General features: G+C 65.9%; 13 protein-coding genes, 1 tRNA gene and 1 pseudogene. 12 read left to right on the top strand and 3 right to left on the bottom strand.

Annotated features, from left to right (window positions below):
* The first annotated feature begins 1 nt into the window (after nt 1).
* Nucleotides 2-1,372 carry a UDP-N-acetylmuramate:L-alanyl-gamma-D-glutamyl-meso-diaminopimelate ligase gene (gene mpl / locus IPN92_03605; GenBank protein ID MBK8637399.1) on the top strand — a complete coding sequence of 457 codons (1,371 nt, stop codon included), beginning with the start codon at nt 2-4 and terminating at the stop codon, nt 1,370-1,372.
* The gene (locus IPN92_03610; protein MBK8637400.1) at nt 1,359-1,901 is read left to right on the top strand and encodes a protein disulfide oxidoreductase; all 543 of its coding nucleotides are present in this window, start codon (nt 1,359-1,361) and stop codon (nt 1,899-1,901) included. Before mpl ends, IPN92_03610 begins: the two co-directional genes overlap by 14 nt.
* Before the next feature lie 62 nt (nt 1,902-1,963).
* On the opposite strand, the gene IPN92_03615 is transcribed toward IPN92_03610, so the two are convergent.
* The gene (locus IPN92_03615; protein ID MBK8637401.1) at nt 1,964-3,949 is read right to left on the bottom strand and encodes an LssY C-terminal domain-containing protein; all 1,986 of its coding nucleotides are present in this window, start codon (nt 3,947-3,949) and stop codon (nt 1,964-1,966) included.
* A gap of 370 nt (nt 3,950-4,319) precedes the next feature.
* Here IPN92_03615 and IPN92_03620 point away from each other — a divergent pair, with 370 nt between their 5' ends.
* The 4 genes from IPN92_03620 (at nt 4,320) to IPN92_03635 (ending at nt 7,361) form a co-directional block, all read left to right on the top strand.
* Nucleotides 4,320-4,901: an aminodeoxychorismate/anthranilate synthase component II gene (locus tag IPN92_03620; protein MBK8637402.1), complete on the top strand. Its 582-nt coding sequence runs from the start codon at nt 4,320-4,322 to the stop codon at nt 4,899-4,901.
* A gap of 91 nt (nt 4,902-4,992) precedes the next feature.
* The gene (gene trpD / locus IPN92_03625) at nt 4,993-6,084 is read left to right on the top strand and encodes an anthranilate phosphoribosyltransferase (GenBank protein MBK8637403.1); all 1,092 of its coding nucleotides are present in this window, start codon (nt 4,993-4,995) and stop codon (nt 6,082-6,084) included.
* A 22-nt stretch (nt 6,085-6,106) separates the two neighbouring features.
* Nucleotides 6,107-6,910 (top strand): indole-3-glycerol phosphate synthase TrpC, encoded by an 804-nt coding sequence (gene trpC, locus IPN92_03630; protein MBK8637404.1) that lies wholly within the window; start codon nt 6,107-6,109, stop codon nt 6,908-6,910.
* Nucleotides 6,911-6,944: 34 nt separating this feature from the next.
* A complete protein-coding gene (locus IPN92_03635; protein MBK8637405.1) occupies nt 6,945-7,361 on the top strand; it encodes an OsmC family protein in 417 nt (138 codons plus the stop codon).
* Between the two features lie 78 nt (nt 7,362-7,439).
* On the opposite strand, the gene coq7 is transcribed toward IPN92_03635, so the two are convergent.
* Both coq7 and IPN92_03645 read right to left on the bottom strand, forming a co-directional pair.
* Complete coding sequence (gene coq7, locus IPN92_03640; protein MBK8637406.1) at nt 7,440-8,084, bottom strand: 2-polyprenyl-3-methyl-6-methoxy-1,4-benzoquinone monooxygenase; 645 nt, start codon at nt 8,082-8,084, stop codon at nt 7,440-7,442.
* A gap of 186 nt (nt 8,085-8,270) precedes the next feature.
* Nucleotides 8,271-9,485: a (Fe-S)-binding protein gene (locus tag IPN92_03645; protein ID MBK8637407.1), complete on the bottom strand. Its 1,215-nt coding sequence runs from the start codon at nt 9,483-9,485 to the stop codon at nt 8,271-8,273.
* A 159-nt stretch (nt 9,486-9,644) separates the two neighbouring features.
* On the opposite strand from IPN92_03645, the gene IPN92_03650 reads away from it, so the two are divergent.
* The 6 genes and pseudogenes from IPN92_03650 to IPN92_03675 all read left to right on the top strand — a co-directional run bounded on the left by IPN92_03650 (nt 9,645) and on the right by IPN92_03675 (nt 12,863).
* A complete protein-coding gene (locus IPN92_03650) occupies nt 9,645-9,962 on the top strand; it encodes an NAD(P)H-dependent oxidoreductase subunit E (GenBank protein ID MBK8637408.1) in 318 nt (105 codons plus the stop codon).
* Nucleotides 9,963-10,130: 168 nt separating this feature from the next.
* Entirely contained in the window at nt 10,131-10,559 is a 429-nt protein-coding gene (gene rplM / locus IPN92_03655) for a 50S ribosomal protein L13 (GenBank protein ID MBK8637409.1), read from the top strand.
* Nucleotides 10,560-10,576: 17 nt separating this feature from the next.
* Nucleotides 10,577-10,966 (top strand): 30S ribosomal protein S9, encoded by a 390-nt coding sequence (gene rpsI, locus IPN92_03660; protein MBK8637410.1) that lies wholly within the window; start codon nt 10,577-10,579, stop codon nt 10,964-10,966.
* Nucleotides 10,967-11,028: 62 nt separating this feature from the next.
* Nucleotides 11,029-11,102, top strand: a tRNA-Gln gene (locus tag IPN92_03665).
* 427 nt (nt 11,103-11,529) lie between these two features.
* Nucleotides 11,530-11,649, top strand: a pseudogene (locus tag IPN92_03670) (porin).
* A gap of 239 nt (nt 11,650-11,888) precedes the next feature.
* Nucleotides 11,889-12,863 (top strand): porin, encoded by a 975-nt coding sequence (locus IPN92_03675; GenBank protein MBK8637411.1) that lies wholly within the window; start codon nt 11,889-11,891, stop codon nt 12,861-12,863.
* The last annotated feature ends 68 nt before the right edge of the window (nt 12,864-12,931 follow it).

Consider the following 12,931-nt stretch of genomic DNA (forward strand, 5'->3'; position numbering starts at 1 on the left):
CATGCACCTGCACATCCTCGGTATCTGCGGCACCTTCATGGGCGGTATCGCCCTGCTGGCGCGCGCCCTTGGCCATCGCGTCACGGGTTCCGACGCCAACGTCTATCCCCCCATGAGCACCCAACTGGAGGCGGCGGGCATTGGTCTCATGGAGGGTTACGCCGCCAGCCATCTTGATCCTGCGCCGGACCTGGTGGTGGTGGGCAATGCCATGAAGCGCGGTCTGCCCGTGGTCGAATACCTGCTCGACCGGGGTCTGCCCTATGTCTCGGGGCCGGAATGGCTCAAGGTGAATCTGCTGCGGGACCGCTGGGTCCTGGCGGTGGCCGGGACTCATGGCAAGACCACCGCATCAAGCATGTTGGCCTGGGTCCTGGACTACGCCGGGCTCAACCCCGGCTTCCTCATCGGCGGCGTGCCCCGGGATTTCGGCCTCTCCGCCCGCCTGGGCGCGGCCCCTTTCTTCGTGGTGGAGGCGGATGAGTACGACACCGCCTTTTTCGACAAGCGCTCCAAGTTCGTCCACTACCTGCCGCGGACCCTCATCCTCAATAATCTGGAATTCGACCACGCCGACATCTTCGACGACCTGGCCATGATCCAGCGCCAGTTCCATCACCTGGTGCGCATCGTGCCGGGCAGCGGTCTCATCATCCACCCCCAGGGGGAGGCGGCCCTGGATCAGGTCCTGGCCATGGGCTGCTGGACCCCGCGGGAAGCGGTAGGGGCGGAGGGCGACTGGTCGGCGACCTTGCTGGCGCCGGATGGCTCGCGGTTCAGGGTGCATCACCAGGGGCGCGACAGAGGCGAGGTGAACTGGAGTCAGACGGGCCACCACAATGTCGCCAACGCCCTGGCCGTCCTTGCCGCCGCCCGCCATGCGGGGGTGCCCCTGGCCTTGGGGCTGGAGGCCCTGAATCGCTTCCAGGGGGTCAAGCGCCGTATGGAACTGCGCGGCGTGGCCCGGGGCATCCCTGTCTATGACGACTTTGCCCATCACCCCACCGCCATCGCCACCACCCTGGAGGGCCTGCGCCGCCACGCCGAGGCGGGAGGGGTGGGGGGGCGCATCCTCGCCGTCCTGGAACCCCGTTCCAATACCATGCGCCTAGGCGTCCACAATGCCACCCTGGCCGCCTCGCTGGAGACCGCGGACCAGGTCTTTGTCTTTGCCCCGCCCGATCTCGGCTGGGATGCCGACTCTGTCTTTGCCCCCCTGGGGGCACGGGCGGCGATTTACTCCCGGATCGAGGACATCGTCGCCGCTATCGCCCACCAAGGCCGGACAGGGGACCAGGTGCTGGTCATGAGCAATGGCGGCTTCCAGGGCATTCATGAGCGCCTGTTGGCGGCCCTTGATGCCGGCCACTGACCCTGGCCAGCCCCGGGCCAGGTCCCCGCGTTGGCGTGGGTGGCTGGTCAATATCGGCCTGGCGCTCCTGATCCTGGGCGGTGTCCAGTGGTGGCAGGCCAGACCCCTGGCCAAGGGGGAGGCGCCCCCTCTCGCTGGCCTGGATCAGACCGGGGCCTGGGTGGATCTGCGGGACTTACGGGGCGAGCCGGTCCTGGTGCATTTTTGGGCGAGCTGGTGCCCGGTCTGTCGCGCCATGGACGGCTTTGTCGATGCCATTGCCCGGGATCATCGGGTGCTGACCGTCGCCCTGCAATCCGGGGAGGCGGGCGAGATTATGTCCTACCTCCAGGCGGCGGACCTGGATTTTCCCGTGGTGCCAGATCCCGATGGGGCTATCGCCCGCCGCTGGGGTGTGGGCGGGGTGCCAGCGAGCTTCGTAATCGACCCCGAGGGTCGGATCGCCTCCGCCACCGTCGGCCTGAGCACCGAGCCCGGACTCAGGTTGCGGCTCTGGGCGGCCAAGGGTGAGGAGGCGCCTCCCCGGTAACGCGGGGGCGTCCCTGGCACCGTCCGCCCGCGCGTCTGCCACGCTCATGCCCCGGCTTCGCCTCAATCCATCCCCTCCAACAGCCAGGGACCATCCGCCGGGGGTCGTTGCGGGTTCAGCGCCGCGAAGTCCGGCGCGGCGGCGCTCAAGGCCGCGGTCGGGTCCTTGCCCGTCGCGGGGATGGCCAGCAGATTGAGGATCAGGCGCTTGTGCTGGTCGGTGACATTCCCGACCCAGAGGGGCTGGCGGCCGTCGATGAGGTAGGGCGTGGCCCAGAGTCTCAGCACCAGGCGGCCCTTCTCGCCCTCCTGCTTGACCAGGCCCAGGGCTTCGTGATGGCCGTCATGGACGTGGGGAATGAGCGGCAGCTCCATCAGGGGCAGTGAAGGCGATAGGAGCCGGAGGGCATTCTCGAAGGAGAGGGTATCGGCCGCTTGCCAACCCTGGGCCGCCAGGGCCTGGGTCAGGATCTGGGGGTCGCCGGCGTATTGCAGGTTCAGGGGGTGCCCATTCATGCCCTGGATGTCTTCGCGCCATTGGGGAAGCTGCCGCCACTCCTGGGCCAGCCATTGGGCCTCGGAGAGGCTGATGCTCTCGGGTTTAGGCTGATAGCGGTCCAGGTCGGCGGCATGGAAACTCAGGCTGGCCCCGCCATAGGCCAGGATCAGGGCGGCGCTGGACAGGGCGGCCAGTCCATGCCAGGAGGGTGCCGGCCGGGTGTGGCGGCGGAAGGAGAGCCCCAGGGCGGCGATCCACGCCAGGCCCAGGGCCAGGCCGCCGATGACATCCGTGAGCCAGTGGGCACCCAAATAGACGCTGGAAATAGCCACCGCCGTAGCCAGTATGGCAGCAAGGGCGTAGGGGAGCCAGCGCCAGGCCTGGGGCATGGTCCCCGCCCCGGCCAGGCCGACGGCGAGAAAGCCGTAGGTGACGGTGGCGCGGAGCACGTGGCCGCTGGGAAAGGCCCAGGACGAGAGCCCGACGAGGCCGATGTCCGGGCGCGGGACCTGGAGCAGCCACTTGAGCAGGGGCGGGGCCAGCAGGCCGAAGGCGAGGGCGGCGATCCAGTAGCCGGCCTGCCGCCGTTGGCCCCGCGCCAACAGCCAGACGAGGACGGCGATCCCCAGGGGCAGGATGACCATCAGGTCCCCCAGACGGCTGGCGGCGACCATGAGGTGATTCGCGCCGGGTGTGTGCAGGCTCAGCGCCAGATTCAGCACCATCTGGTTGAGACGCAGTTCCGGGGCCTCGTCGATGGCCAGGCCCATCATGAGCGCGAAGGCGAGGGCCCCCAACAGCAGGAGCCCGGCCAGACCCGCCAGGGCGCGGGCGTCGGGATGATGGGGGTCCGCCAGGGCGCGGGCGATCTCGCCGACACGGGGATGGACGTCCGCCCAGCTCAGCAGGGCCTGGACCCAGCGCCCGGCCCGAGGGCTGTAGAACAGAAAGAGGCGATGCACGCCCCAGAAGACGAACCACAGGGTCAGGATCAGGGCCAGGGCAAGGATGCCCAGTCGCGCCGTCGCCTCCGCCGCCAGTTCCAGCGAGGCGCCCAGGACGATGCCGGGCACGATATAGGCCGGCGCCCAGGCGAGGGCGGAGAGGACGTTGGCGGCCAGGAAGCGCTTGGAATCCATGCCCATCATGCCCGCCACCACCGGGATCACCGCCCGGACCGGCCCCACGAAGCGGCCAAAGGCCACGCTCTTACCGCCGTACTGTTCGAAGAAGCGCTCACCCCGGGCCAGGCTGTCCGGGTAGCGGGAGAAGGGCCAGATGAGGCGCAACCGCTCCCGGTAATGATGCCCAAGCCAATAGCTGATGCCGTCGCCCACGATGGCCCCGCCCGCGGCCCAGGCCATCACGGGCCAGAAGCTGAGCACCCCGGCGGCAATCGGCGGTCCGGCCCCCACCATCATGACGGCGCCGGGAATGAACATGCCGATCACCGCCAGGGATTCGGTCATGGCGACCAGGAAGATGATCAGATAAGCCCAATGGGGATTAGCCGAAATCCAGGCTAGCATCTCCTGAATGAATTCCGTCATCTACAAGCGCCCTCTCTGTTTGGCCAGCCGAGGCCATAGTACCGGCCGCCGGGAGATCCGGCCGCCGCGATGGAGCTATCATGGCCCCGAGGATTTCCGGAAATCAACTGGCGCGAGCCGATCCGGAGCTTCGGCGCGGCCTGACCACTGGTTCGCGGGAAAGAACCGGCGTTGCCCAGCCCGCTGGCGGGTGTCGTCGGCAAGATGGAGGTTCCTTCAACGCCAGAACTGCGAGAGAATGTCGACCCTGCATGCCTGCCTGTCAGGCTGGTCCCGGCCAGCGGGCCCCCGGGAAATTGGGATGCCCCTGGGGGCATTATCCAATCAAGAGTTCTTTTCCCGCAAGCAAAAACAAAAGGTTGGGCGCTGAATGCTGCTAATGATCGATAACTACGATTCCTTTACCTACAACCTGGTTCAGTATCTGGGGGAGCTGGGGGTCGAGGTACGGGTTTATCGTAACGACGAGATCGACCTGGCGGGCGTGGCGGCCCTGGGACCGGAGCGCATCGTGGTTTCCCCGGGGCCCTGCACGCCGATGGAGGCGGGCATTTCGGTGCCGCTGATCCGCGCGTTCGCCGGGCGGGTGCCCATCCTGGGCGTCTGCCTGGGGCATCAGTCCATCGGCCATGCCTTTGGGGGCCAGGTCGTCAAGGCGCGCCAGGTCATGCACGGCAAGACCTCCCCCATCCATCATGCCGATACGGGGGTCTTTTCCGGGCTCGACCAGCCCTTCCAGGCCACGCGCTATCACTCCCTGGTGGTGGAGGCCGCGACCCTGCCCGCCTGCCTGGAGGTGACGGCCTGGACCCTTACCCCGGCGGGCGAGCGCGACGAGATCATGGGCTTGCGCCATCGCGAACTGCCGGTTCAGGGGGTGCAATTCCATCCGGAATCCATTCTCACCCAGCAAGGCCATGAGTTACTCCGCAATTTCCTGGAAGATCGGTAATGGCGGCGCGCGCCCTATTCGAGGTGAGCATGCCCTGTCGGTCCCGTGACCCCGCGTCGACCGCTAGTGACAACTTAGGAGGATGACAGTCGTGGATATCAAGCAGGCGATCGCCAAGGTCATTGACCGCCATGACCTGACGCACCCCGAGATGACCGCCGTCATGCAACTCATCATGACCGGCGGGGCGACCCCGGCGCAGATCGCCGGCTTCCTGGTGGCCCTGCGCATGAAGGGCGAGACGGTCACCGAGATCACCGCCGCCGCCTCCGTCATGCGGGCACTGGCCACGCCGGTGGACCTGCATGACTTCGAGGACGCGGTGGACATCGTCGATGGCACCCTCGACCTGGAGCGGCCGCGCCAGGGGCCCGCCAGCCTGGGCCGGGTGGTGGACATCGTCGGCACGGGCGGTGATGGCGCGGGTACCTTCAACGTCTCCACCGCCAGTATGTTCGTGGCGGCGGCGGCGGGCTGTCACGTGGCCAAGCACGGCAACCGCTCGGTCTCCAGCCGGTCCGGCAGCGCCGACGTCCTGGAGGCGGCGGGCGTCCGGCTGGACCTGACCCCCGCCCAGGTCGCCCGGTGCGTGCGCGACTGCGGGGTCGGCTTCATGTTTGCCCCGGGCCACCATGGCGCCATGAAACACGCCATTGCCCCGCGCCGGGAACTGGGGGTGCGGACCCTCTTCAATATCCTGGGGCCCTTGACCAACCCCGCGGGTGTGACCAATCAGGTCCTCGGCGTCTTCAGCGAGGAGTTGCTGATTCCCCTGGCGGAGGTCCTGCAACGCCTGGGCAGCCATCATGTCATGGTCGTCCATTCCCGCGATGGCCTGGACGAGATCAGCATTGGCGACAACACCGAGGTGGCCGAACTCAAGGAGGGGGAGATCCTGCGCTTCACCCTGCGCCCCGAGGACTATGGCCTGGCGCGCGCTCCCCTGGACGCCATCCGGGTGACCGGTCCCACCGATAGCCTGATGCTGCTCAAGGCCGTCCTGGATGGCCAGCCCGGACCGGCCAGGGATATCGTGCTCCTCAATGCCGGGGCGGCGATCTATGTCTCCGGTGTCACCGACAGCCTGACGGAGGGGGTGCGCTGGGCGGGGGCGGCCATCGACAGCGGCGAGGCCCTCCACCGCTTCGAACGGCTGGTGGCCCTGACCCAAGCCTTTGCCTAAGCCCCGGATTGACGCGCAAACCATGGCCGAGATCCCGGACATCCTCAGGAAGATCATGGACCGCAAGGTGGTGGAAGTGGCCGAGTGCCGCCAGCGCCGGCCCCTTCAAGCCTTGGAGGCGGAGGTGGCGGGTGCCTCTCCACCCCGGGGTTTTGCCGATGCCTTGTGGGCCAGGGCAGCCAGCGGGCAGCCAGCGGTGATTGCCGAGATTAAGGAGGCCTCCCCCAGCAAGGGCATCCTGCGGGCGGATTTCCATCCCGCCGACATCGCCCGAAGCTACGAACGCGGCGGGGCGGCCTGTCTCTCGGTCCTCACCGACGTGGATTTTTTCCAGGGGTGTGACGCCTACCTTCAGGAGGCCCGCGCCGCCTGCGCCCTGCCCGTCATCCGCAAGGACTTCATCCTGGACCCCTACCAGGTCCTGGAGGCCCGGGTCCTGGGGGCGGATTGCATCCTGCTGATCGCCGCCTGCCTGACCGATGCCCAGATGCGGGACCTGAACACCCTGGCGCTGGAACTGGGCATGGATGTCCTGATCGAGGTCCACGACCGGGCGGAACTGGAGCGGGCCCTGCCCCTGCCCGGACGGCTGATCGGCATCAACAACCGCGATCTGCGCAGCTTCCAGGTCAGCCTGGACACCACCCTGGGACTGATCGATGCCATCCCGCCCGGGAGGCTCCTGGTCACCGAGAGCGGTATTCTCGATCGCACCCACGTGGCCCGGATGCGCGGCCGAGGCGTCCATGCCTTCCTGGTCGGGGAGGCCTTTATGCGCGCGGACGACCCCGGGGCGGAATTGCGTCGCCTGTTCGCCGAGCCCTGACGGGGCCCCCCACCCTCAAACTCAAGAGGCTGATATGAAAGCACGCGTTAAATGGCTGGATGGGGTGACCATGGTCGGGGAATCGCCCAGCGGCCATGCCCTGGTCATGGATGGTCCACCCGATCATGGTGGCCGCAATCTGGGCCCTCGGCCCATGGAACTGCTTTTGCTCGGCATGGGGGGCTGCACCGAGTTCGATGTCCTCTCCATCCTGCGCAAGGCCCGTCAGGAAGTGACCGGCTGCGAGGTGGAACTGGCGGCCGAACGGGCCGAGGAGGACCCCAAGGTCTTCACCCGCATCCACGTCCACTTTGTCCTGACCGGCAGGAATCTGAGCGAAAAACACGTCGAGCGGGCCATCGCCCTGAGCGCCGAGAAATATTGCTCCGCCTCCATCATGCTGGGGGCAACCGCCCAGCTTACCCATGACTTCGAAATCCGCGCGGCCTGAGAACGATAACCCCTCTCCCCAGCCCTCCCCCGCAAGGGGGGGCCATAAATCGCGCCGGTGGGTCCTTAGCCGGCCCCGTCAGATCCAGTAAACGGTGCCGGTCATGACCTTGGCGGTCAGCTTCATGGCGAGCTTGACCAGGACCGGCAATTCGGCTCCGCCGGAGGCCTGGGCCAGTTCGGCATGGTGGATCTCGTCCGCCTTCATCCGCTCCAGGATGGCCCGCGTCTTGAGGTCATCGGTGGGCACCTCCGCCAGGTGCCCCTCGAGATGGTTCTCCACCTGACGTTCCGTCTCTACCACGAACCCGAGGCTCCACTTGTCCCCCGCCAGACCGGCGGCGGCGCCGATCGCCAGGGAGCTGGCATACCAGAGGGGATTGAGCAGGCTCTTGCGGTCCCCCAGTTCCTTGATGCGGCGCTCGCACCAGTCCAGGTGATCGTTTTCCTCTTGGGCTGAACGGGCCATGCTGGCGCGCGTCTCCTCCAGGCGGGCGGTGAGGGCCTGACCCTGGTAAAGGCCCTGGGCACAGACCTCCCCCGTGTGGTTGATGCGCATCAGGCGCGCCACATGGCGCCGTTCCCGCTCGCCCAGTTCCGTATCCGGGAGACCGGCGGCGGGACTGGGGCGCTCCGTGACCAGGGGCGGCCCGAAGAGGGTGCGCACCCCCTGGTCCAGGCCCATCAGCAAGCGATCCAGCGGGGTGTAATCACGGGTGTTCATGGCGGTGATGGCGTCTCTCGGCAAGGGGTGTGCCAGGGGCCGACCTTGGGCCCCGGCGCTGATGGGCCATAGCCTACCGCATCCTTCCGGCACAGGGGAGGGCTGGTCCCCGCCATCGGCCCGGCCCAGAGTCCATTTCCCGGGATAGCTGGGCGTCTGGACTCCTCTTCGGCCAGCCCGCCCTGATCAGCCGAGACGCATTTGACGGTCGATCAGCTCCACCGGGTGGAGCACCTCGATCCGTAGCCCGGCCTCGCGAGCGCCCGCGGCCAGGTGGAGGGCGCAGCCGGTGTTGGTCGTGATCAGGATCGGGACCTCCAGGGCGGCCAGGCTGGCGATCTTGGGGGCCAGCAGGGTGCGGGACAGGACGGGGCGTTGCAGGAGGTAGGTCCCGGCAGCCCCGCAACAAAAGGCGTTGTCGGGCAGCGGGACCAGGTTGATGCCGGGGATGCGGCGCAGCAGGGCGAAGGCCGCGTCTTCATCCCCCAGCCGGTTGCGCTGGGAACAGGGGACCTGGACCGCGACCCGTTGCGGCAAGGGGGCCAGGCGCACCGTCGCGGGCCAGTCCCGGTCGGCCAACAGGCGGCAGAGCTCCTGGCTGTCGCCAAGGGGCGGATGGCCGCGCAGTTCCGCCACGCAGGCGCTGGCGAGACCCACGGGTGTCAAGCCGGCAAAGGCCGCCGCGTTGCGCCTCAGCCGCTGGTCGGCCCCCTCGGGCAGACCGTTGTGCCGGTGCAGGGCGCCGCAACAGGTCTGGTCGTCAGGAACCTCGATCGGGAGGCCAAGGCGACGCATAACCCGCAGGCTGGCCTCGATGGCGCCGGGCTGGGCGGCGCGGGCGATGCAACCCAGGAACAGCCCGATGCGCTCCCCCGCCGCGGGCCGTGCCGGTGGGGAGGCCGGTAGGCGGGGCAGTCGCTCGAACTGGATGGCCAGGCGATGCAGGGCCGCCAGGCTTGGCCAGCGGCGGATACCGCCCCATGCCGCCAGGCGCGCCAGACCGGAGCCCCGATAGAGACGCCCGCACCCGACGGCGAGGGTGACCCCGGCACGGCTGGCCAGGGCCCCGAGCCAGGCGGCATGCGGGATGCGCCGCCAGGCGGGGGCCGAGCGCCAATGGGCCGCGCGGGCCTGGTCCATCAGGTTGCCGAAGGGGACCAGGGTGGGGCAGGCCCGCTCGCAGGCCAGGCATTCCAGGCAATTGTCCAGGTGATCGAGGAGACGCGGCGAGGCACCCAGTTCACCCTCGGCCCAGCCCTGGATCAGGGCGATGCGCCCGCGCGGGGATTCGGCCTCCTGGCGCGCCTCCCGATAAGTGGGGCAATGTGGCAGACAGAGGCCGCAGCGGACGCAGCGGTCGGCGGTGTGGGCCAGGTGCCTGGGGATGTCGGCTGGGTTCAAGGCGGGTTCAAGTGGTGCGTGTGAAGTGGCTGGGGCTGGGCGGTTCCGGGCAGGTCGTTGTCCCGTCGAGCGGGCTAGGGGCGCCACGGGAGGTTTCTTCGCCGGCCGCTAATGGTAACCTGTTACCCCGTTCAGGGTTCAGCCGGGGAGGCGAGGTCCATCATGTCCTACTACCGTTATCACGTCTTCATGTGTCTCAACCGTCGCGAGGACGGAAGCCAGTGCTGCGCCCAGTGTGGCGCCGAGGATCTGCGCCATTACCTCAAGGGGCGGACCAAGGAAGTCGGCATCGCCGGGGAGGGTGGCGTCCGGATCAACAGCGCGGGCTGTCTGGCCCGGTGCGACTTGGGCCCCGTCATCGTCGTCTATCCGGAGGCGGTCTGGTATAGCTACGTCGATCGCGAGGACCTGGAGGAGATCCTGCAGCGCCACCTCATCGGCGGCCAGGTCGTCGAGCGCTTGCGGCTCCCGGGATGAGGGCCCGGGCGCCGCGCCTCCGGCCCGCGTATTTAGAGCGGGGTTGCCGGGCCGCTCGGCCCCGGGTTTCAGGTCAGGTCTCTCGTCCCCTTGCCAACCGGGGCGGCGTCCTGTAACATCCGCCGTCTTTCTCGAACCGACCCTTTTCCAGGCCCTGGAGCAACGGACATGACGACTGTGAGTGCCAAGCCCGCGGAGGTCCGCCGCGAGTGGTACCTGATCGACGCCGAGGGCAAGACCCTCGGGCGACTTGCCACCGAGTTGGCGCGCCGGCTGCGCGGCAAGCATAAGCCTTGCTACACCCCCCATGTGGACACCGGTGACTACCTCGTGGTTGTCAACGCCGAGAAGATCCGCGTGACGGGTAACAAACTCGCGGACAAGATCTACTACCACCACACCGGGTACATCGGCAACCTCAAGTCCATCAACCTTGGGAAGTTGCTGGTCAAGGCGCCGGAGCGGGTCATTAATCATGCCGTCAAGGGTATGATGCCGCGCGGGCCCCTGGGGCGCGCCATGCTCACCAAGCTCCGTGTCTATGCGGGTCCCGAGCATGCGCATGCCGCTCAGCAGCCCAAGCCGCTCGACTTCTAAAGGATCAGGATTAGCCCATGTCGCAAATTCATTACGCCACCGGCCGTCGCAAAAGTTCCGCCGCGCGGGTCTATTTGAGCCTTGGCTCTGGCAAGATCACCGTTAACGACCGTCCGCTCGATACCTTTTTTGGCCGCGAGACGGCCCGTATGGTGGTTCGTCAGCCCCTGGAGACGGTCTCCATGCTGAACCGGGTCGATGTCAAGGTGAGCGTTACCGGCGGTGGTAACACGGGCCAGGCTGGCGCCATCCGTCATGGCATCGCCCGCGCCCTGGTCGATTTCGACGAGAATATGCGTCGTCCCTTGCGTCAGGCCGGCTTCCTCACCCGCGATGCCCGCGAGGTCGAGCGCAAGAAGGTGGGCCTGCGCAAGGCCCGTAAGCGTCCTCAGTACAGCAAGCGTTAAGTTTTAGCGACCGCCCAGGTGGCTTGCTCCCGATAGAGAAAAGCCACCCGCCGTTCGCCCCTTGGGGGATCGTCTAGCGGCAGGACAGCGGACTCTGACTCCGTTAACCGAGGTTCAAATCCTCGTCCCCCAGCCAAACCCAGGCCCGCTTCCAGCGGGCCTTTCTGCGTCTGAGGTCCAATCGTCATGGACCCCGCTGCCCCGGGAGGGGCTGGTGGGCGCCGATGAGCAAAAAGGTGGTCGTGGCGTCCACGCAACGCCCTAAGGTGATTTTCCCCCTCGGGGGGCCAGCTTTCGGGCTCCAGGATAAAAAAATTCCCCCCGTCGCGTCCCTTCGGGGACTGACCGGGGCCTGTCATTGAATTTAATATTTCATAAAAACAATAGATTAAGCACTAATGGCCCGCATCTTGTGCTAAAAACGCAACAGATGCCCGAACTGTATCTTTTTCGAAAAAACTGTTGCGCCCTGTCCCTCCGTGGTCTATCATTCTCCTCACACGCATAACGCGTATCGCTTTTCAGCAGTCAATACTGGCAAATCAGCAACAGTGGAGAACACCATGAACAAGAAACTCGTTACCCTGGCCGTCGCCGCCGCCCTGGCCGCGCCCGCCATCGCCTCTGCCGACGCTATCCTGTACGGCAAGTTGAATGTCGCCATTGATTACATGGATCAGGACCATACCCTGAGCATGGGCAATGTCGTAAACATCCAAAACTATGACAGTGATTTCCGAGCCATCTTCGCCGAGGGTGTGGACCTCGTTCGTCGGGGCATCATTACTCAGGATCAGTTTAATCAACGCTTCCCCCAAGCAATCGATAGCACAATTGGTTTTCTGAACCCCCTTAACAAGGGTTTCGAGGGTTGGGGTCTGAGCGGCAATAACGGCACCAAGGTTTTACTTCCAACCCCTTCATTCCTACCCCCCAGGGCCCGGCCAGCCGTATTGGTGTTAAGGGTTCCGAGGACCTTGGTAACGGTATCAAGGCGATCTACCAGGTTGAGTTCGGTATTTCCCTGACGGACACCCAAAATACGGCTGTCACCGGAAACGAGCCTGTTACCATGCGTAATAGCTTTGTCGGTTTGGCCGGTAACTTCGGTACTGTCCTGGCGGGTCGTCACGACACCCCGCTGAAGATCTCCACCGGACCTCTGGACCTCTTCGCCGACACCATGGCGGACAACAACAACACGGTTGGCTTCCAGGATTTGCGCGCCGACAATGTCATTGCTTACATCAGCCCCAGCTTCTCGGGCTTTCAGTTCGCGGGTGCGGTGCATGCCGGCGGTGGTGCGACGACTATTGGTGCGTTCAATAACGATGCCGACAGCATAGCGGAAGCCTATTCCCTGGCGGCCATCTATAAGAACGGCCCTTGGTACGCTGGTCTGGCCTATGAAAGCCTGGGCGAGGCGCTCGCCGGGTACACTGACGAACAGATCGACAGTCCTTTTTATAATGGTTCCGAATGGAACAAGGTTCGCGTTGGCTTGGGCATTCTCGACTGGAACGGCTTCAGCCTGACCGGTATCTACGAGAACTGGGATGGTGGCTACTTCGTTGATGACGTTCAGAATGATCTCTGGCAGATTCAAGCGGGCTATAACTTTGGCAACGTGGGCCTGAAAGCCATGTATGGCCAGGCGGAACTGGATGGTTTGGCCGCTCCTTTCGATTCGTATGAATGGCAGACTTGGGCGGTTGGTGCTGACTACAACTTCAGCAAGCGTACCAAGGCCTTCATGCTTTATTCCGGTAATGACCAGGATGAGGTGGGCCTGGCCTACGGTAGATACGACGCGAACGGTGACATTTACGGCATTGGCGTTGAGAACTACAGTCTCGATTGGCAGGGCTTCCAGCTTGGCATGATGCACAGCTTCTAAGCCCGACTTGATCCCCCGGGATCAGTAAACGGGGCCTTCGGGCCCCGTTTTCCGTGGTGCTGAAAATG

This window comes from Chromatiaceae bacterium, from assembly GCA_016714645.1.
Classification (GTDB): domain Bacteria; phylum Pseudomonadota; class Gammaproteobacteria; order Chromatiales; family Chromatiaceae; genus M0108.